The organism is Variovorax paradoxus EPS (assembly GCF_000184745.1).
In the GTDB taxonomy this organism is placed as follows: Bacteria; Pseudomonadota; Gammaproteobacteria; order Burkholderiales; family Burkholderiaceae_C; genus Variovorax; species Variovorax paradoxus_C.
In genome coordinates this window covers 6311422-6329995 of sequence record NC_014931.1, presented here as the reverse complement: position 1 = coordinate 6329995, position 18574 = coordinate 6311422, and the positions used below count along the sequence as shown (strand labels likewise).

Genomic DNA, 18574 nt, shown 5'->3' with positions numbered 1-18574 from the left:
CGCGTCCTATGATGCAATCGAAATTAATTCATCGATTGATGAAATAGCCATATGAATCTGACCTTGCGCCAATTGCGCGCCTTCGCTGCCGTCGCCGAAGCCGGCAGCTTCACCGCCGCGGCGCAGCAGCTGCATCTCACGCAGTCGGCGCTCAGCGTGCTGGTGCGCGAACTCGAACGCGAGATGGGCGTGCAACTGCTCGACCGCCACACCCGTCGCGTGCAGCTCTCGGAGGCGGGGCGCGAGTTCCTGCCTTCGGTGCACCGGCTGCTCGGCGATCTGACGAGTGCCGTGGCTGGCGTGACCGATCTGCGTGACAAGAAGAAAGGGCTGTTGCGTCTTGCGGCGCCGCAGCTCATGGCCTGCACGCTGATGCCACGCGTGATCGCGCTCTATCGCGAGGCGTATCCCGACGTCGACGTGCGCCTGGCCGACACGCTGCCCGAGCACCTGCTGGCCGGCGTGATGGCCGGCGACGTCGAACTCGCCGTGGGGCAGGACGTGGCGGTCGATGGCGCCATCGAGCGCCGTACGTTGTTTCGCGACCGCCACTGGCTGATCTGCCCGCCGGACCACGCCTTTGCCAAACGCCGCAAGGTGCGCTGGCACGAGCTTGGCCCCTACACCTTCATCGCGCCGACCCGCGACTTCCGCCAGCGTGTGCTGCCCGAGCTGGCCCCGGCCGAGCGCGATTACATGCTGCGTCCCGGCACCCAGGAGGTCTCGTACATGACCACTGCGCTTGGCATGGTCGCCTCGGGGCTCGGGCTCACCGTGTGCCCGACCTATTCCGCGCCGCTGGTGCGCGCCCACGGGCTGCAGATGGTGCGGCTCGAGTCGCCCGACTTTCATCGCGAGGTGTGCGTCTACAGCGCGGCGCGGCGCACGCTCTCGCCGGCCGCGGCAAGCTTTGTCGAGTTGCTGGAGCGCTTTGCGAAGGCGCAGCCGAAGGGTTGAAAAGCATCGGAACGCTGCAAGAGGCGCATAGAGCGGCCGCGGGGCGATACCTACAATGCAAGACGACCTGTTTTCCACTATCTCCAGAGACCCATGAACGTCATTCGATTCACCGACCTCTGCGCTGAGGGCAAGGCCGCCGGCCAGCGCGTCTTCATCCGTGCCGATCTCAACGTGCCGCAGGACGACCAAGGCAACATCACCGAAGACACGCGCATCCGCGCCTCGGTGCCGTGCATCCAGCTGGCGCTCGACGCCGGCGCGGCCGTGATGGTCACCTCGCACCTGGGCCGTCCGACCGAGGGTGAGTTCAAGCCCGAAGACTCGCTTGCCCCCGTGGCCAAACGCCTGGGCGAACTGCTCGGCCGCGATGTGCCGCTGGTCGCCAATTGGGTCGATGGCGTCGACGTGAAGCCCGGGCAGGTCGTGCTGCTGGAGAACTGCCGCGTCAACAAGGGCGAGAAGAAGAACGACGAAGGCCTGGCCCGCAAGCTCGCCGCGCTCACCGACATCTACGTGAACGACGCCTTCGGTACCGCTCATCGCGCCGAGGCCACCACCTACGGCATTGCGCAGTTCGCCAAGATCGCCGCGGCCGGCCCGCTGCTGGCCGCCGAAATGGATGCCATCAGCAAGGCGCTGGCGCAGCCCAAGCGGCCGCTGGTGGCGATCGTGGCGGGTTCGAAGGTCAGCACCAAGCTCACCATCTTGAAGAGCCTGTCGGCCAATGTGGACCAGCTGATCGTCGGCGGCGGCATTGCCAACACCTTCATGCTGGCCGCGGGCCTTTCGATCGGCAAGTCGCTGGCCGAGCCCGACCTCATCGACCAGGCCAAGGCGGTGATCGAGGCCATGCGCGCCCGCGGCGCCGACGTGCCGATCCCGGTGGACGTTGTCACGGCGAAGACCTTCGCGGCCGACGCGCCCGCCACCGTCAAGGACGCGAGCGACGTGGCCGACGACGACCTGATCCTGGACATCGGTCCGAAGACGGCCGCGATTCTTTCTGCGCAGCTGCGCGAAGCCGGCACCATCGTCTGGAACGGTCCGGTCGGCGTGTTCGAGTTCGATGCCTTCGCGGGCGGCACCAAGGCCATCGCGCAGGCGATCGCCGAGAGCAGCGCGTTCTCGATCGCCGGCGGCGGCGACACGCTCGCGGCCATCGCCAAGTACGGCATCGAAAAGCAGGTCGGCTACATCTCGACCGGCGGCGGCGCCTTCCTCGAAGTGCTGGAGGGCAAGACCTTGCCGGCGTTCGAAATCCTGAGCAAGCGCGCGGCCGGCTGAGTTCGGCGGCGGGGAATCTCGTGAGGGTGACTTCCGTCAGACACACAAAGTGTATACAGTAGCGAATACAAAACGGAGACACATTTCATGAGCACGGACCGCATCCCCCGCCACGCCACCAAGATCGTTGCCACGCTCGGCCCGGCGTCCAGCACCCCCGAACTGCTGGAAAAGATGATCCAGGCCAAGGTCAGCGTGGTGCGGCTGAACTTCAGCCACGGCACCGCGCAGGACCACATCGACCGCGCCACCATGGTGCGCGAAGCCGCCCGGAAGGCAGGCCGCGAAGTGGCCATCATGGCCGACCTGCAGGGACCCAAGATCCGCGTCGGCCGGTTCGCGCAGGGCAAGGTGATGCTCGAGGCGGGCGCGAAGTTCGTGCTCGACGCCTCGCGCACCGAACTGGGCGACATCGACGCCGTGGGCCTCGACTACAAGGACCTGCCGCGCGACGTGAAGCCGGGCGACAAGCTGCTGCTGAACGATGGCCTCATCGTGCTGACGGTCGAAGGCGTCAAGGGCGAGGCGGTGCACACCATCGTCAAGCTGGGCGGCGAGCTCTCGAACAACAAGGGCATCAACAAGCAGGGCGGCGGCCTCACCGCGCCCGCGCTGACCGCCAAGGACATGGAAGACATCAAGACCGCGATGAGCTTCCAGGCCGACTACGTGGCCGTGAGCTTCCCGAAGAACGCCACCGACATGGAAATGGCCCGCCAGCTGTGCAACGTGGCGGCCGCCGAGTACGGTCACAAGCCCGGCATGATCGCCAAGATCGAGCGCGCCGAAGCCATTCCGAAGCTCGAAGAGATCCTGCGCGCCAGCGACGGCATCATGGTCGCCCGCGGCGACCTCGCCGTTGAAGTCGGCAATGCGGCCGTGCCCGCGCTGCAGAAAAAGATGATCCGCATGGCGCGCGACATGGACAAGGTGGTGATCACCGCGACCCAGATGATGGAGTCGATGATCACCAACCCCGTGCCCACCCGCGCCGAGGTGAGCGACGTGGCCAACGCCGTGCTCGACGGCACCGATGCCGTGATGCTCTCCGCCGAAACCGCCTCGGGCCGCTACCCGCTGGAAACCGTGCAGGAGATGAGCCGCATCTGCGAAGCCGCCGAAGCGGCCGAAGACAAGACGCTCGACGCCGATTTCAGCGGCAAGGCCTACAGCCGCATCGACCAGTCGATTGCCATGGGCGCCCTCTTCACTGCGCATCACCTGGGCGCGAAGGCCATCGTGGCGCTGACCGAGTCGGGCTCCACCATCCTTTGGATGAGCCGCCACCGCGCGCACATCCCGATGTACGCGTTGACCTCGCGCCTGGCCACGCAGCGCAAGCTCGCGCTGTACCGCAACGTGCGTCCGCTCCTGATGGATTCGGAAAGCGACCGCGACACCGCGCTGCAGCAGGCCGAGAACCACCTGAAGAAGCGCGGCATCGTGCAAAGCGGCGATGTCTACGCCATCACCTGCGGCGAGCCGATGGGCGCCCCGGGCGGCACCAACATGCTGAAGATCTGCCGCGCGAGCTGAGCACGCGCCCAGCAAAGCAAAGGCCGGCGCATGCCGGCCTTTTTCGTTGCGCGATTCAGCCCGTCAGCCCGTTCAGCCGTTGCGGAACAGGAAGCTGTAGGCGTTCAGCGCGGGCACACCGCCCAAGTGCGCGTACAGCACCTTCGATCCCGCCGGGAATTCTCCGAGCCGCACCTTCTCGATCATCCCGTGCATCGACTTGCCCTCGTACACGGGGTCGGTCAGCATCCCCTCGAAGCGGGCGCAGAGGCGAATCGCCTCCAGCGTGCCTTCGTTCGGCAGCCCGTACTCGGGCCCGCCGAAGCGGCGATCGAGCACCACGTCCTTCTCGGTGATGTCGCGGCCCAGCTCGACCAGTTCGGCGGTGTTCTTCGCGATACGCAGGATCTGCTCGAAGGTCTGCTGCGGCTTGGCCGAGGCGTCGATGCCGATCACGCGGTCGGCGCGGCCGTCGGCTGCGAAGCCGACAACCATGCCGGCCTGCGTGCTGCCGGTCACCGCGCAGACCACGACGTAGTCGAACTTGAAGCCCAGTTCGGCTTCCTGCTGGCGCACTTCTTCGGCGAAAGCCACGAAGCCCAGGCCGCCCCTCGGATGCTCGGAGCAACCCGCCGGAATCGGAAAAGGCTTGCCGCCGGCCTGGCGCACGCTTTCCATCGCGTCTTCCCAGCTCTTGCGGATGCCGATGTCGAAGCCCGCGGCGTCGAGCCGAACGTCGGCGCCCATGATGCGGGACATCTCGATGTTGCCGACCCGGTCGTACACCGCGTCGGAGTAGTTGACCCAGTTCTCCTGCACCAGCACGCACTTGAGGCCCAGGTGCGCAGCCACTGCGGCGACCTGGCGGGTCTGGTTCGACTGGATGCCGCCGATGGACACCAGCGTGTCGTAGCCGCCTTCGAGCGCCTCGGGGATCAGGTATTCGAGCTTGCGGGTCTTGTTGCCGCCGAAGGCCAGGCCGCTGTTGCAGTCCTCGCGCTTGGCATAGAGCTCGACCTTGCCGCCCAGGTGGGCGCTCAGGCGCTTGAGCGGATGGATCGGCGTGGGGCCGAAGGTCAGGGCATGGCGGGGAAATTTCTTCAGGTTCATCGACGCGGCTCCGAGGGGGTTGAAGCCATTGATCGTAGAAAGAAGCGCCCGCAACGTGCTTGCGAATTTCTGAATGATTTCTGCAGAAAAGAAGGCAAGATTCGTCGATCGAAGATTTTCAGTTCAAGGATGGCTGCATGAGCACAACAAAGTTGCGTCCCTCATTGAAACTTGATCGCACCGATCGCGCCATCCTGCGCGCGCTGCAGCGCGATGCCTCGGTATCGAACGTGGCGCTGGCCGCCAAGGTCAATCTGAGTGCCCCCGCATGCCTGCGCCGCGTCGAGCGCCTGAAGGAGGCCGGGTTCATCAAGGGCATCGTCGCGCTGCTCGATCCGGACGCGCTGGAGGTCGGCATGCTGGTGATGATCGGCGTGGTGCTCGACCGCTCCACGCCCGACTCCTTTGCCGATTTCGAGAAGGCCGCGCAGAAGGTCTCGGGCTGCCTCGAATGCCACGTGGTCTCGGGCGAGTTCGACTATTTCATGCTCGTGCGCACCCGCGACAACGACAGCTTCAACCGCCTGCACGCGGAGCAATTGCTGTACTTGCCGGGCGTGCGGCAGATCCGCACCTTCATGGTCCTGAAGCAGGTGCTGTCGACGACGCAGCTTCCGATCTGACGAAACCGCGGCGCGCCCGCGTGCGTACTGGTGCGATGAGCTTTCCCACCTTCGCGTCCCTGCGCCGGCGCCGCAGCGCCATCACCACCGCCTCTACCGTGACCGCAGCCGCCGTGCTGTCGGCCTGCTCGCCGATCAAGGTGCTCAACGGGCTGGTGCCGGAAGACACTTACCAGTTCCAGGGCGGCATTGCCTATGGCGCCGCGCCACGGCAGCAGCTCGATGTGTACCAGCCGCTGCCCGCCACGCCGCCGGCACGGGGTGCGCGGCCGCTGGTGGTGTTCTTCTTCGGCGGCACCTGGACCAGCGGCGACCGCGCGAGCTACAAGTTCGTCGGCGAGGCGCTGGCCGCCCGGGGCGCGGTGGTCGTGATTCCCGACTACGGCCTCTCGCCTGCCTACACCTACCCGGTCTTCGTGCGCGACAGCGCGCTGGCCGTGAAATGGGCGCTCGACAACGCCGCGCAGCTCGGCGCCGACCCGAAGCAGGTCTACGTGATGGGCCACAGCTCGGGCGGCTACAACGCCGCGATGGTGGCGCTGGACGATCGCTGGCTCGGCGAACTCGGCGCCAGCCCGAGGCAGCTCGCGGGCTGGATCGGCCTGGCCGGCCCCTACGACTTCCTGCCCATCGGCGACCCGCAGGCACAGGCCGCCTTCAACTGGCCGAACACGCCGCGCGACTCCCAGCCGCTGGCGCATGCCAGCGCGGCCTCGCCCCGCGCGCTGCTGATGGCGGCATCGAAGGACAACCTCGTCTACCCCGACCGCAACACCGGACAAATGGCCGCGGCCCTTCGCGCCGCCGGTGTTCCGGTGCAGGTGCGGCTGTTCGACAACCTGAGCCATGTGACACTGATCGGCGCGTTCGGCAAGCCGATCCAGTGGCTGGGCGGTCCGGTGCTGCCGCCGGTCATGGACTTCCTCGGGTTGGCGTCAGTCCTGTCCCACAAGGGGCCTCGGTAGAATTACGGCAGTTTTTCTCGTCTTTCAGCCTTCTTTTTCCCCTAATTCCCGCGAGGTATTTCCCATGGCACTCGTCTCGATGCGCGAACTGCTGGACCACGCCGCAGCCAATGGCTACGGCATCCCGGCCTTCAACGTCAACAATCTCGAACAGGTCCAGGCCGTGATGGAGGCCGCCAAGGAAACCGGTGCCCCCGTCATCCTGCAAGCCAGCGCAGGCGCCCGCAAATACGCCGGCGAAGCCTTCATCAAGCACCTGATCCAGGCCGCGATCGAGCAGTACCCGAACATCCCGCTGGTCATGCACCAGGACCACGGCCAGAACCCCGACGTCTGCAAGGGCGCCATCGACCTGGGCTTCAGCTCGGTCATGATGGACGGCTCGCTCGAAGCCGACGGCAAGACCATCGCCAGCTACGACTACAACGTGGACGTCACCAAGAAGGTGTCCGACATGGCCCACCGCCTGGGCGTGACCGTCGAAGGCGAGCTCGGCTGCCTCGGCTCGCTCGAGACCATGAAGGGCGACAAGGAAGACGGCCACGGCACCGACGACACCATGACGCGCGAGCAGCTGCTCACCGACCCCGAGCAGGCCGCCGACTTCGTCAAGCGCACCCAGATCGACGCGCTGGCCATCGCCATCGGCACCAGCCACGGCGCCTACAAGTTCACCCGCGAGCCCACCGGCGACATCCTGGCGATCGACCGCATCAAGGAAATTCACCGCCGCATTCCCAACACCCACCTGGTGATGCACGGCTCGTCGAGCGTGCCGCAGGAGCTGCTGGCGATCATTCGCCAGTACGGCGGCAACATGAAGGAAACCTACGGCGTGCCCGTCAAGGAAATCCAGGAAGCCATCAAGCACGGCGTGCGCAAGATCAACATCGACACCGACATCCGCCTGGCCATGACCGGCGCGGTGCGCAAGTTCCTGGCCGAGAACCCCGAGAAGTTCGACGCCCGCGAATGGCTCAAGCCCGCGCGCGAAGCCGCCAAGCTGATCTGCAAGCAGCGCTACATCGAGTTCGGCTGCGAAGGCCAGGGCGCCAAGATCAAGGGCGACACGCTGCAGGTGGTCGCCGCCAAGTACGCCAAGGGCGAACTGGCCCAGGAAGTCGTCTAAAAACTTCCCCGCGATTCGAAGGCCACCGTTCGCGGTGGCTTTTTTCTGCGCGCACAATCCGCTTTCCCGTCACCCGTTTCCCCACAGCATCTCCCCCTCTTTGCGCCCATGACCACCGTCCACACCTCCTCCATCCAGAGCCTGCCCCTGCTTGCGCGCGGCAAGGTGCGCGACAACTACGCCGTCGGCGAGGACCGCATCCTGATGGTCGCGAGCGACCGGCTCAGCGCCTTCGACGTGATCATGGGCGAGCCGATTCCCGGCAAGGGCGAGATCCTCACGCAGATGGCGCTGTGGTGGTTCGAGCGGCTCGGCCAGCTCTGCCCGAACCATCTGACCGGCGATGCGCCGGAGAGCGTGGTCACCGCCGAGGAAGTACCGCAAGTCACCCAGCGCTCGATGCTGGTCAAGCGCCTGACGCCGATTCCGGTCGAGGCCGTGGTGCGCGGCTACCTCGCCGGCAGCGGTTGGAAGGAATACCAGGAATCGCGCTCGGTCTGCGGCGTGCCGCTGCCCGAAGGCCTGACCAACGCGAGCAAGCTGCCGCGCCCGATCTTCACGCCCGCCGCCAAGGCCGCGGCCGGCGAGCACGACGAGAACATCAGCTACGACCGCGTGGTCGAGATCGTCGGCCCCAAGCTGGCCCAGCAGATCCGCGAGACCAGCATCGCCATCTACGAAACCGCCGCGCAGATCGCTCTCACCAAGGGAATGATCATTGCCGACACCAAGTTCGAGTTCGGCCTGGACGAAGCCGGCACGCTGGTGCTGATGGACGAAGTGCTCACGCCCGACAGCTCGCGTTACTGGCCCGTGGAAGGCTACGAGGCCGCGCTGGCCGCTGGCACCAATCCGCCGAGCTACGACAAGCAGTTCGTGCGCGACTGGCTCGAGGCCACCAAGATCAACGGCAAGCCCTGGGACAAGACGCCACCGGCGCCACGTTTGCCGGCTGAGGTGATCGAGAAGACTGCTGCCAAGTACCGTGAGGCGCTGGAGCGTCTCACCGGCTGATTTGTAGAGCCCCCCGGCTTTTCACTTCGCTTCGCTGCGTGTAATTCGCCACCCCCCCGAGGGGGAGGCGCGGCTCGCCTTGGGGCGGCCCGGCGGCGGCCGCCTTCAGCGGTTCCCTGAACTCAACGTCGCGACGGTCCGCCCGCTGGCGTCGAGCAGCGCCAGCCGCCCTGGCGCGAGGCTGTAGCTCGTCGTGCTCTGCAGCGCCGAGAGGAACTGCGCCTCGTTGGCCCCGCGCACCGGGTCGGCGCAGGCCATGCGCGTGGAGGCCAACTGCCCGATCTTCAGCGTGATGCCGCTGCGGGTGAACGTACCCGACACGCGGTTGCATCCGCCCGATCCGCTCACGCGCCCGCTGCTGCGATCGAACTGGATCTGCGCATCGCCGCCCGGCGCGATGGGCTCGTCGCCCAGCTGCGCGAGGCGCCACACCGGGCCTTCGATGGGTTCGTCCAGGCTGATGCCGCTCCCGCAGCCGGTCAAGGTGGTCAGCAGCGCGGCCGTGGCAAGCACGGGGAGCGCGATATGGCGGGCGAAGGAACGCATGGCCAGTCTTTCCTTTTGAGAATCTGCAACAAGATGAAATCGGGCGCCATCGTATGCGACGTGGCTCAGCTCGCCAATGACGCCAGCGCCACGCCGCCCGCCAGTCGGGCCTCCACGCAGCGCCGCACGCTGGCCGGCGTGCCGTCCTGGCCGAGCAGCGCGGGCCATTCGGCTTGCGCCTGGCGCACCGTGTCGCGGGCAATGGCCATGAGCCTTGCCGGACGCAGCAGGCCCGCCGAGCGCAGCAGGGCGTCGAGCGCCGGCCAGTCGAAGGCGCGCAGCTTGGCGTCGATCGCGCGGTTCACGCCGTAGTCGCCGGCCGGCACGTCCTCGAAGAAGGCGGCCACGCACACCGGGTCGTAGAGCGGCGCGAGCACCGGCGCCACGCCGTCGGGATAGCGCAGCGCCCAGTTCTTCAGGTGGGCGTCGCTGTTGCCCAGCAGGATGAACGCGACGATTCGGCGCACGCACTCGCGCACGTCCGCTACCGGGTTGAGCGAGAGGCGGTCGAGCACGCGCAGCATCGCGGGCCAGTCGACCGCGAGGCCCCGGCCGTATTTCTGCCGGGGCTCGTACTGCAGCACCTGCGCGAACTCTTCCATGTGGATGCGCCCACCTTCCGGCGTGCGGTCGAAGCGGCGCACCGCGAGGATCTGCTCGAAGCGCACCTGCTCGGGGAGGTCGGCGTCGGCGCGGCCGATCACGCTGGCTTCGGCGCAATCCAGGCCCAACGCGCCGCAGAGGCGATAGCCGGTGAACTCGTTGTCGACCAGGTCCGGATGCCGCGTGCTCGGCAGCTTGAGGATGAAGGAGCCCGCGGCCCCGTGACGCCGCACCACGTAGCGCCGCCCGTCCTGCACCGCTGAAAACTTGGTCACCACGCCGGGGATCGCGGCGGCGTCTTCCACCGGCATCTCGACGAAGCCGGGCTCCAGCACGTCCAGGCCGAGCGCTGTGTGCCAGTGGCGCACGGTGTCGGGAATGCCTTCGGCCGTGGGCACCGGCTCCACCTCGAGCGCGCCCATCAGGTCGTGACCGGCTGCGGCCAGCAGCTCGAATTCGTCGTCGGCCGCGCAGCCGCGCTGCTGCGCGAGGCGCTCACGGTTGTGGCCTTCGGGCAGCAGGTTCTGGAAGTAGCTCGGCCAGTGGCCGTCGCTGCGCGAGACGCGGGTGTCGCGCGCCGAGGCCAGGATCGCGCGGGTCGCGGCTTCATCCGCACCGCGGTAGGCCAGCGACAGCGTCGGGCGCCCGGGGTCGGCGATATACGCCTCGTCGAAGGACACGCGAAGGATGTCGCCGTATTGCGAGAGATAGCCGATGGCGCGCCGCCCGCCGTCTGGCGCATGCAGATGCATCCGCAGGTAGCGGATGCCGGTGTTGAACGCGGCGCTCGTGCTCACCGGCTCTCGTCAGCCAGGCTCTGCGCAATGGACGGCGGTGCGCCCACGCCCGCCGGCTGGCCGAGCAGGCGGCCGCCCGAGCGCACGAAGTCCTCGAGCTGCGGGCGCAGGGTGGCGGGCACGGGCATCAGCTCGAGCCCCAGCACGCGCGCCATTTCGAGCAGCGTCGACAGCCGCGGATCGATCTGGCCGCTTTCGATGCGCTGCACCGTCATGCGCGAAAGGCCGGCCTGGGTGGCCAGTGCTTCCTGGCTCAGGCCGCCGGCCTTGCGGGCTTTTTCGAGTTCTTCGGTGAGTTGGAGCATTGGCGTACGCTTTCCCTTCAAATTGAGTAGCAATACTATCTATTTAGGGATAAGCAAGCAATAAAAAAGCGACCCCTGGGTCGCTTTTTCAATTCAATGCGCATCAAGCTGCGCATTTTCAGTTTTCAGCTCAGTACCACGCTGCTGAGCCGACGCCGGTAGGTGGCCACGACCGGATCGTCCGGCGGAATCTGCCCGTCGGCCACCTTCACCTTCGGCGGCTCGATCACATCGAGGATCGCGATGTAGGTCTTGCGGGCGAGGTCTTCGCTCCAGGTCTTGTCGCGCATCAGGATGTCGAGCAGTTCGTCCATCGCGTCGGTCCAGCGCTGTTCGGCCATCAGGAGGCGGGCTCGGCCGAAGCGGGCCTCGAAGTCGCGCTTGTTGGCGGCGATCTTCGCGTCGAACTCGGCGATCGCGGGCGCGGCTCCGGTGACGGGCGCCGCGAAGTCGATGGCGTCCATCCAGCGCTGCAGCGAGTCGAAGCGGCGCACGAGCGCGGTCTTGGCGATCACCGGTGCAAAAGCGACCTTGGCATCGTCGACGCGGCCTTCCTGCAGCAGGAGCTTGATGTAGTCGAAGCGGGCGTCGTCGTTGGCCGGATCGGTGGCCACCGCGTGCTGCAGCTTCTCCAGCGCGCCCTCCATGTCGCCCTCGGCCAGCGCTTCCTGCGCGGCGGCTTCTTCCGAAGCGGCTTCGGCCTCGTCGGCGCCGGGCACGTGCTTGTCGAGGAATTCGCGGATCTTCTCGGCCGGAATGGCGCCGACGAAGCCGTCGACCGGCTGGCCGTCCTTGAACATCACGCAGAACGGGATGCTGCGCACGCCGAACATCTCGGACAGTTGCGAAGAAATCTGCGGCACCTTGTCGGCATCGAGCTTGGCCAGCGTGAAGCGGCCGGCGTACTCGACCTCGAGCTTTTCGAGCACCGGTCCGAGCTGTTTGCAGGGGCCGCACCATTCGGCCCAGATGTCCAGCAGCACCGGCGCGGCGACGGAGCCTTCGATCAGCTCGGCCTGGAAATTTTCGAGAGTGATGTCGATCATCGGAACCAACTGGGGGTGAAACGTAAAATTGAAACCATGAACGAAACCATTCAGGTCGGTGTAGTGATGGGCTCGAGCTCCGATTGGGAGACGATGCGCAACGCGGTCGAGATTCTCCAGCAATTCGGAATCGGGCACGAAGCAAAGGTGGTCTCGGCCCACCGGATGCCCGATGCGCTGTTCGCGTACGCCGAAGGCGCCGCCGGGCGCGGGCTCACCGCGATCATCGCGGGCGCGGGCGGCGCGGCCCATCTGCCGGGCATGCTGGCCTCGAAAACCACGGTGCCGGTGCTCGGCGTGCCGGTGGCCAGCCGCCACCTGCAGGGCGTCGATTCCCTGTACAGCATCGTGCAGATGCCCAAGGGCGTGCCGGTGGCCACTTTCGCGATCGGCAATGCCGGCGCGGCCAACGCGGCGCTGTTCGCGGTGGCGATGCTGGCGGTGAACAACCCGGCGCTCCGCGCGAAGCTCGACGCCTTCCGCACGGCCCAGACGGCCGCCGCCGAAGCCATGACGCTGCCGCCGGCCCCTGCCGGCGAAGCGCCCGCCGTTTCTCCTTTCTCGCCGCAAGGCGGAGGTGCCCTGTGACCCAGAACGCCGACCTGCCCATCCTCCCGGGCGCCACGCTCGGCGTGCTCGGGGGCGGCCAGCTGGGCCGCATGTTCGCGCATGCCGCCCAGCGCATGGGCTACTTCACGGCGGTGCTCGACCCCGATGCCGACAGCCCCGCCGGCCGGGTGAGCCACCACCACATCCACAGCGACTACGCCGATGTCGACGGCCTCGCCCGCCTCGCCGGCCTCGCCGATGCGGTGACGACCGAGTTCGAGAACGTGCCAGCGCCCTCGCTGGAGCATCTGGCGGTCGCCCGACCGGTATCGCCCGCCGCCTCGGCCATCGCCATCGCGCAGGACCGCATCGCCGAGAAGGCCCACTTCACCCGCTGCGGCGTGCCCTGCGCACCCTACGCGGTCATCGAGACGGCCGCGCAGCTCGCCGCCATCGAAGACCACCTCTTGCCCGGCATCCTGAAGACCGCGCGCCTGGGCTACGACGGCAAGGGCCAGCAGCGCGTGAAGACCCGCGCCGAGCTGGTCGAAGCCTGGCAGGCCTCGGGCTGCGTGCCCTGCGTGCTCGAGAAGCTGCTGCCGCTCGAATTCGAATGCTCGGTGATCCTCGCGCGCGGCCGCGACGGGCAGATCGTGCATTTCCCGGCCCAGCGCAACCTGCACCGCGACGGCATCCTGGCCGTCACCGAAGTGCACGCGCTGAACATGCCCAAGACGGTGGCGCAGGGCGCGGTCAATTCCGCGAAAAGCATCGCCAACGGCCTGGGCTACGTGGGCGTGCTGTGCGTCGAGTTCTTCGCGCTGGCCGACGGCTCGCTGGTGGTCAACGAAATGGCGCCGCGTCCGCACAACAGCGGCCACTACACGATGGAAGCCTGCGACGTGTCGCAGTTCGAGCTGCAGGTGCGCACCCTCGCCGGCCTGCCGCTCGCGCCGCCGCGTCAGCACAGCCCCGCGATCATGCTGAACCTGCTGGGCGACCTGTGGTTCACCTCGGGTGAAGAGAAACCCGTCTCGCCGCGCTGGAGCGACGTGCTCGCGCTGCCCGGCGTGCACCTGCACCTCTACGGAAAGATCGAGCCGCGGCCCGGCCGCAAGATGGGCCACCTGACCCTCACCGGCGCCACGCTGGAGAGCGTGCGCGCCAACGCCTCGCAGGCTGCCCAACTGCTGGGACTGCCGCCGGTGGAAGTGACCGGCCTCGCATGATCCTCGACGGCCAATCCCCTGAAGCCATCGCCGAGGCGGTGCGCATGTTGCGCGCGGGCGGGTTGGTCGCGTTCCCGACCGAGACCGTCTACGGCCTGGGCGCCGACGCGAGCAGCGACATGGCCGTGGCCGGGATCTTCAAGGCCAAGGGGCGGCCCGCCGACCACCCGTTGATAGTTCACGTTGCGGCCGGCATGAAGGGCACCGAGGCGCTCTCGCGCTTCGCCCAGCCGCTGCCGCTCTTCGCGCAGAAGCTGGTGCAGGCCTTCTGGCCCGGTCCGCTCACGCTGATCGTCACGCGCCAGCCGGGCGTGGGCACGGCGGCCGCGGGCGGGCAGGACACCATCGGCCTCCGTTGCCCTTCGCACCCCGTGGCCCAGGCGCTGCTCGAAGCCTGCGCCGAGCAGGGCGTGCCGGGCGTCGCCGGGCCGAGCGCCAACCGCTTCGGCCGCGTGAGCCCGACCACGGCCCAGCATGTGTACGAGGAGTTCGGCGAGGCGGTGCCAGTGGTAGATGGCGGCGCCTGCGAGGTCGGGATCGAATCGACCATCGTCGACTGCAGCCGCGGCGCGCCCGTGCTGCTGCGCCCGGGCCTCATCACGCGCGCCCAGATCGAAGCGGCCTGCGGCGAAAAGCTCAGCGACCGCGACGTGCTCGAAACCCCCGACCCGCGCGCCTCGGGCACGCTCGAGGCGCACTACGCGCCGAATGCCAAGGTGCGATTGATGGATGCCAAGGCGCTGCAGACCGGCCTGGATGTGCTGGGCGCCAATGCCGCGCACATCGCCGTCTGGTCGCGCACCAGCCTGCGCTGCCGTTCGCAGCGCGTGCTGCAGCGGCGCATGCCCGACGACGCGGCGGCCAGCGCGCATCAGCTCTTCGCGGTACTGCGCGAGTTCGACGCGCAGGGCGTCAAGCTGATCTGGGTCGAGACGCCGCCCGATACGCCCGAGTGGGAAGGCGTGCGCGACCGGCTCCAGCGCGCTTCGGCGGCCTGATCCGGAACACCGAGGAGCCGGCCTGGCCGGACCTCAGGTGTTGCCCCCGGCAGGAGGAAGGCGCGCGACACGAAGTGCGCGCAGCCTGAGGGCTAGGCTCAACCCCCGGCGGCCAGCACACCCTGGAAGAACCCGCGCGCTGCCGCCAGGCAGAACGGCGGCGCCAGTGTGCCGTGGTACGCGGCCGTGACCGCGCGTGCCTTGTCGGCGTTGCTGCCCGGCGTGTTCTGCGCGAGCGTGTCCTTGGCCTGCGCGAAGCCGGCGCGGGCGGCCGAATAGGCGTCGGTCGCGCCCGAATCCTCCAGGTCCACCACCGCCAACGCCGAAGCCGGCATGCCCTTCGCGCGGAAGTAGCCCGCGGTGGCGCGGGTGCTGACGAAGTTCACCGTCGGGTCGTTGGCGCCGCCGCACATCAGCACCGGCCGCGTCGGCACCCAGTTGCGCAGATCGTTGGCCAGCGCCGCCTTGCGAAAGCCCGTCGAGGGGCTGCAATTGAGCGGCGACGTCGAGCTCAGCGATGCCGCCGTCGCGGGCAGCGCGTTGCCGGGGCAGGGGTTGGACTGGACATCGCCGGCCGCCTGCGTGAGGTAGCTCTGGCGCACCAGGTTGTTGGCGCCGTAGAAGATCGACAGGTCGGGGCTCACCGGCCCCGGCGTCGCGTTGGCCGGAAACAGCGCGAGCTGCGGCAGCTTGCCGCCGGAGAACAGCGTGTCGGGCGCCGCGCTCGGCAGCAGGGTGTCGATGCCGGTGGCGTATTGCGCTTCGTACACGTCGTCGGTGGCGTTGTAGACGTTGCCGAACTGCTGCTGCCAGCTGGTCGAGAGCAGCGGCACGAAGAGCGTCGCGCCCAGCGCCGGCCAGCCCTGGAAGGTGTAGTCGGTCAGGAGGCTGATGGCCGAGGGCGCCGACAGCGGCGCCGAGGCCGTCACCGTCTTGCCCGTGGCCTGCATCTCGCGGTGCGCGGCCATCGCGACGTAGCCGCCCTGCGAATAGCCGGTGATGAAGAGCGAGCCCGCATCGTTCGCGTCGATGCCCGAGAAGGTCTTGCGCGCTGCCGTGAGCGCATCGACCATGTCCTTGCCCTGTTGGTCGCCGTTCAGGTACGGGTGGTAGGCCAGGGTCGACTTGTCGTAGCCCGCGTAGTTGGGCGCCACCACGATGTAGCCCTGGGCCGCGAGCATGGCGGCGATCACTACGCCCTCGCCGGCGGCGGCCTGTTTGATGTCGGTCCACTTGGCGAGGTTGTAGTCGCGCGCGGCGTTCGTGCCGTGCGCGTAGAGCACCACCGGCCGCGCGCCATTGCAGGCCACGTCGGTGCCCGAGGGCACCATGATCGCGGCCGTGGCGGTGGTGGCTTCGCCCTTGCCGCCGACGGTGCGGTATTCGAGGTAGCGCGTGTCGATGCCGCACTTGGGCGTGCCCGCGACCTGCAGCAGCGCGCGCCCCTTGCCGTCGGCGCCCAGCAGCGTCTTGAACTGGTCGACCGACAGCCGCGTGACCTGCGCGGGCGGATTGGTGATGACCGAGCCGCGCCCGGTGTCGGTGACGGGCGGCGGGAAGCCGACGCCGATGCCGCCTCCATCTCCGCCGCCTCCGCAGGCTGCGAGCAGCAGCGTGACGCCGGCAAGGGCCACCGTCCTGTGCAGCGGGGTGGTGGGTCGTTGTGGTTGCGGCTTGTTCAAGGCGTGTCTCCTGCTGTGTCGCTGTGGCTGTATCGCTGAGTGTTGAACCGAACGAGCGTCCGATTCTGGGCAGCGCCATGGCCGCGCGCAAGCGGCCTACACCTACAGAAGTTTTCAGTACAAAGGGTGGCCGAAGTCGCGGCGAAGCAGCCCTTTGTCGTCGGTCAGTTGTCCTGAGAAGCCCAGTCGACCAGCGCGTCGAACGCCGCGCGCGTGGCGCCCGCGTTCTCGCCGTTCGCGATGGCCACCAGCACATACCGACGGCCGCTCGCGCCGTGCACGTAGCCGGCCACGCCCGAGGCGTCGCGCAGCGTGCCGGTCTTCAGGTGCGCGGCACCGCCCGAGCGCAGCGCCCGCTTCTTCAGCGTGCCATCGACGCCCGAGGCGGGCAGCGAGGACATCAGCTCCGGCATCACCGGCGAGCGCCATGCCACCTGCAGCATCTTGCCGAGCGCGGCCGCGCTGATGCGCTCATCGCGCGACAGGCCCGAGCCGTTCTCGAACACCGGCTGTGCCTCGCCGGTGCCGATGCGGTCGCGCCACCACTGGCCCAGCGCGCTGCGCGAGGCCTCGAAGGTGCCGCGGTTCTTCTGCGTGAGGCCGATGGTCAGAAACACCTGCTGCGCCATCACGTTGTTGCTGTACTTGTTGATGTCGCGGATCACCTCGGCGAGCGGCGGCGAGCCGAACTCGAAGGCCGGCTTCAGGTTCGCGGGCACGCGGCCTTCGCGCATCTGGCCGCCGACGCGCCCGCCCATCTCGGCCCACATGCCGCCGATCGCGCGCAGGCTGTAGGTGCGCGGATCGCCGTACGCCACGGCCCAGCTCTTCTCGCCGCAGGAAGCCGGGAAGCCGCCGTTGAAGCGGATGCGGTTGACGTCGCTGAAATCGGTCTTGAGCGCGGTGCGCCAGTCGCCGCATTCGCCGGGCGCGAGCGGCACCGTGGCCGGCATCGCCACGCTCGCGAGCGGCGGCTCGTAGCTCACGCGCGCGATCTGCCCGGCGCGGTCGGGCGCGAAGGTCATGTTGACCGACTTGAAGTTGATGAGCAGCGCATCCGGCGACGCGTTGTAGGGCCGCAGCGGTTCGCCGTCGAAGGCGCTCGGGTCGTTCTCGGCCGTGTTCTCGAAGGCGCTGCGGTCGATCACGATGTCGCCGCTCACCGTGGTGATGCCCAGGCCCTGCACGTGGCGCAGCATCAGCCACACGCGTTCGAGCACCAGCTTCGGATCGCCCTGGCCCTTGATGTAGAGGTTGCCGTCGAGCACGCCGTTGCTCACCGTGCCCTCGACGTACACCGGCGTGGTCCAGCTGTAGGCGGGGCCGAGCAGGTCGAGCGCCGCGTAGGTGGTGACCAGTTTCATCATCGACGCCGGATTCACCGGCACCTGCGAGCGCCAGGCCAGGCGCGGCGGGCGGGTGCCGTCGGCATCGACCACCAGCATCGTCACCGTCTCGCGCGACACCTTTGCGCGTGCCAGGGCGGCTTCGACGCCGGTAGGAAGGGCCTGCTGGGCGAAGGCACTGGCCGAGGCCAGCGTGGCAAGGGAGACGAAGAGGGACGGGATCAGGCGGGTGGCGAAAGGCATCGGGCGATTATCCCGATCACGTTTGCAGCTACGCCGCGGCGAAGACGTGCAGCTTCGCGTGATACAGCAGCATCACCGTCTTGGCGTCGGCGATGCGGCCGTCCGCCACCATCGCGAGCGCCTCGTCGATGCCCAGTTCGAGCACCTCGATGTCCTCGCCCTCCTCGGCCAGCCCGCCGCCGCTGCCGATGCGCATTGCGGGCTCGTAGGGCGCAATGAAGAAGTGCAGCTTCTCGGTCACCGAACCCGGGCTCATGAAGCTCTCGAAGATCTTCTGCACCGTGCCGAGGCGGTAGCCGAGTTCTTCCTCGACCTCGGCGCGGATGCGCTCTTCGGGCGCCGCGTTGTCGAGCAGGCCCGCGGCAGCCTCGATCAGCAGGTCGTCGTGCCCGTTGACGAAGGCCGGGTAGCGGAACTGCCGCGTCAGCAGCACCGTGCGCTGCGCGAGGTTGTAGGGCAGGAGCGTCGCGCCGTTGCCGCGGTCGTAGGTCTCGCGGTCCATGCGCTGCCATTGGCCGTCGTTGCGCCGCCACTCGAAGCGGGTGGTCCTGAGCGTGTACCAGTTGTCGGAAAGAAGGGTGACTTCGTGCACCCGGACGCGGTCATGAATGGTCATGGGCGGCGAGCATA

At 68.0% G+C, this 18574-nt stretch carries 18 protein-coding genes; 10 read left to right on the top strand and 8 right to left on the bottom strand.

Translation table 11 applies throughout. From position 1 onward, the window contains the following. Nucleotides 1–51: 51 nt before the first annotated feature. The 3 genes from VARPA_RS29055 (at nt 52) to pyk (ending at nt 3780) form a co-directional block, all read left to right on the top strand. Entirely contained in the window at nt 52–957 is a 906-nt protein-coding gene (locus VARPA_RS29055; protein WP_013544167.1) for a LysR family transcriptional regulator, read from the top strand. A gap of 93 nt (nt 958–1050) precedes the next feature. Next, nucleotides 1051–2244 carry a phosphoglycerate kinase gene (locus VARPA_RS29050; protein WP_013544166.1) on the top strand — a complete coding sequence of 398 codons (1194 nt, stop codon included), beginning with the start codon at nt 1051–1053 and terminating at the stop codon, nt 2242–2244. Between the two features lie 87 nt (nt 2245–2331). Continuing rightward, complete coding sequence (gene pyk / locus VARPA_RS29045; RefSeq protein ID WP_013544165.1) at nt 2332–3780, top strand: pyruvate kinase; 1449 nt, start codon at nt 2332–2334, stop codon at nt 3778–3780. Between the two features lie 72 nt (nt 3781–3852). On the opposite strand, the gene VARPA_RS29040 is transcribed toward pyk, so the two are convergent. Then, nucleotides 3853–4869: a 1-aminocyclopropane-1-carboxylate deaminase gene (locus tag VARPA_RS29040; RefSeq protein WP_013544164.1), complete on the bottom strand. Its 1017-nt coding sequence runs from the start codon at nt 4867–4869 to the stop codon at nt 3853–3855. Between the two features lie 137 nt (nt 4870–5006). Here VARPA_RS29040 and VARPA_RS29035 point away from each other — a divergent pair, with 137 nt between their 5' ends. From VARPA_RS29035 to VARPA_RS29020, 4 genes are all read left to right on the top strand, one after another. Next, complete coding sequence (locus tag VARPA_RS29035) at nt 5007–5492, top strand: Lrp/AsnC family transcriptional regulator (RefSeq protein ID WP_013544163.1); 486 nt, start codon at nt 5007–5009, stop codon at nt 5490–5492. 35 nt (nt 5493–5527) lie between these two features. Next, entirely contained in the window at nt 5528–6457 is a 930-nt protein-coding gene (locus VARPA_RS29030; protein ID WP_013544162.1) for an alpha/beta hydrolase, read from the top strand. A 64-nt stretch (nt 6458–6521) separates the two neighbouring features. Beyond that, a complete protein-coding gene (gene fba / locus VARPA_RS29025) occupies nt 6522–7586 on the top strand; it encodes a class II fructose-bisphosphate aldolase (protein WP_013544161.1) in 1065 nt (354 codons plus the stop codon). Nucleotides 7587–7694: 108 nt separating this feature from the next. Next, entirely contained in the window at nt 7695–8600 is a 906-nt protein-coding gene (locus tag VARPA_RS29020; RefSeq protein WP_013544160.1) for a phosphoribosylaminoimidazolesuccinocarboxamide synthase, read from the top strand. Between the two features lie 105 nt (nt 8601–8705). Here the strand turns inward: VARPA_RS29020 and VARPA_RS29015 are convergent, their stop codons facing one another. The 4 genes from VARPA_RS29015 to VARPA_RS29000 form a co-directional block, all read right to left on the bottom strand. Then, nucleotides 8706–9146, bottom strand: coding sequence for an META domain-containing protein (locus VARPA_RS29015; RefSeq protein WP_013544159.1), 441 nt, complete (start codon nt 9144–9146; stop codon nt 8706–8708). Between the two features lie 65 nt (nt 9147–9211). Continuing rightward, nucleotides 9212–10501, bottom strand: coding sequence for a type II toxin-antitoxin system HipA family toxin (locus VARPA_RS29010; protein ID WP_041944077.1), 1290 nt, complete (start codon nt 10499–10501; stop codon nt 9212–9214). A 41-nt stretch (nt 10502–10542) separates the two neighbouring features. After that, nucleotides 10543–10851, bottom strand: coding sequence for a helix-turn-helix domain-containing protein (locus VARPA_RS29005; RefSeq protein ID WP_013544157.1), 309 nt, complete (start codon nt 10849–10851; stop codon nt 10543–10545). A 125-nt stretch (nt 10852–10976) separates the two neighbouring features. Beyond that, nucleotides 10977–11897, bottom strand: coding sequence for a tetratricopeptide repeat protein (locus tag VARPA_RS29000; protein WP_013544156.1), 921 nt, complete (start codon nt 11895–11897; stop codon nt 10977–10979). Between the two features lie 36 nt (nt 11898–11933). On the opposite strand from VARPA_RS29000, the gene purE reads away from it, so the two are divergent. From purE to VARPA_RS28985, 3 genes are read left to right on the top strand one after another with little or no spacing between them, the layout of a single operon-like run. Beyond that, on the top strand, nt 11934–12485 hold the full coding sequence (gene purE, locus VARPA_RS28995; RefSeq protein WP_013544155.1) for a 5-(carboxyamino)imidazole ribonucleotide mutase: 552 nt from the start codon (nt 11934–11936) through the stop codon (nt 12483–12485). Continuing rightward, a complete protein-coding gene (locus VARPA_RS28990; RefSeq protein WP_013544154.1) occupies nt 12482–13675 on the top strand; it encodes a 5-(carboxyamino)imidazole ribonucleotide synthase in 1194 nt (397 codons plus the stop codon). The genes purE and VARPA_RS28990 overlap by 4 nt, the downstream gene beginning before the upstream one ends. Then, entirely contained in the window at nt 13672–14673 is a 1002-nt protein-coding gene (locus VARPA_RS28985) for an L-threonylcarbamoyladenylate synthase (protein WP_013544153.1), read from the top strand. Before VARPA_RS28990 ends, VARPA_RS28985 begins: the two co-directional genes overlap by 4 nt. Nucleotides 14674–14771: 98 nt before the next feature. Here the strand turns inward: VARPA_RS28985 and VARPA_RS28980 are convergent, their stop codons facing one another. The 3 genes from VARPA_RS28980 to VARPA_RS28970 all read right to left on the bottom strand — a co-directional run bounded on the left by VARPA_RS28980 (nt 14772) and on the right by VARPA_RS28970 (nt 18560). Next, nucleotides 14772–16355, bottom strand: coding sequence for an alpha/beta hydrolase family protein (locus tag VARPA_RS28980; protein WP_013544152.1), 1584 nt, complete (start codon nt 16353–16355; stop codon nt 14772–14774). Between the two features lie 164 nt (nt 16356–16519). Further along, entirely contained in the window at nt 16520–17944 is a 1425-nt protein-coding gene (gene dacB / locus VARPA_RS28975; RefSeq protein ID WP_013544151.1) for a D-alanyl-D-alanine carboxypeptidase/D-alanyl-D-alanine-endopeptidase, read from the bottom strand. 28 nt (nt 17945–17972) lie between these two features. Further along, nucleotides 17973–18560 (bottom strand): NUDIX hydrolase, encoded by a 588-nt coding sequence (locus VARPA_RS28970; protein WP_013544150.1) that lies wholly within the window; start codon nt 18558–18560, stop codon nt 17973–17975. Nucleotides 18561–18574: the final 14 nt, after the last annotated feature.

Bases quoted from the DNA above. Each gene is read 5' to 3' on its own strand.
- VARPA_RS28985 (WP_013544153.1), top strand. From the start codon at position 13,672: ATGATCCTCGACGGCCAATCCCCTGAAGCCATCGCCGAGGCGGTGCGC.
- VARPA_RS29005 (WP_013544157.1), bottom strand. From the start codon at position 10,851: ATGCTCCAACTCACCGAAGAACTCGAAAAAGCCCGCAAGGCCGGCGGC.
- VARPA_RS29050 (WP_013544166.1), top strand. From the start codon at position 1,051: ATGAACGTCATTCGATTCACCGACCTCTGCGCTGAGGGCAAGGCCGCC.
- VARPA_RS28970 (WP_013544150.1), bottom strand. From the start codon at position 18,560: ATGACCATTCATGACCGCGTCCGGGTGCACGAAGTCACCCTTCTTTCC.
- VARPA_RS29000 (WP_013544156.1), bottom strand. From the start codon at position 11,897: ATGATCGACATCACTCTCGAAAATTTCCAGGCCGAGCTGATCGAAGGC.
- VARPA_RS29055 (WP_013544167.1), top strand. From the start codon at position 52: ATGAATCTGACCTTGCGCCAATTGCGCGCCTTCGCTGCCGTCGCCGAA.
- fba (WP_013544161.1), top strand. From the start codon at position 6,522: ATGGCACTCGTCTCGATGCGCGAACTGCTGGACCACGCCGCAGCCAAT.
- VARPA_RS29040 (WP_013544164.1), bottom strand. From the start codon at position 4,869: ATGAACCTGAAGAAATTTCCCCGCCATGCCCTGACCTTCGGCCCCACG.
- pyk (WP_013544165.1), top strand. From the start codon at position 2,332: ATGAGCACGGACCGCATCCCCCGCCACGCCACCAAGATCGTTGCCACG.
- VARPA_RS29010 (WP_041944077.1), bottom strand. From the start codon at position 10,501: ATGCATCTGCATGCGCCAGACGGCGGGCGGCGCGCCATCGGCTATCTC.
- VARPA_RS29020 (WP_013544160.1), top strand. From the start codon at position 7,695: ATGACCACCGTCCACACCTCCTCCATCCAGAGCCTGCCCCTGCTTGCG.
- purE (WP_013544155.1), top strand. From the start codon at position 11,934: ATGAACGAAACCATTCAGGTCGGTGTAGTGATGGGCTCGAGCTCCGAT.
- VARPA_RS29015 (WP_013544159.1), bottom strand. From the start codon at position 9,146: ATGCGTTCCTTCGCCCGCCATATCGCGCTCCCCGTGCTTGCCACGGCC.
- dacB (WP_013544151.1), bottom strand. From the start codon at position 17,944: ATGCCTTTCGCCACCCGCCTGATCCCGTCCCTCTTCGTCTCCCTTGCC.
- VARPA_RS29030 (WP_013544162.1), top strand. From the start codon at position 5,528: ATGAGCTTTCCCACCTTCGCGTCCCTGCGCCGGCGCCGCAGCGCCATC.
- VARPA_RS29035 (WP_013544163.1), top strand. From the start codon at position 5,007: ATGAGCACAACAAAGTTGCGTCCCTCATTGAAACTTGATCGCACCGAT.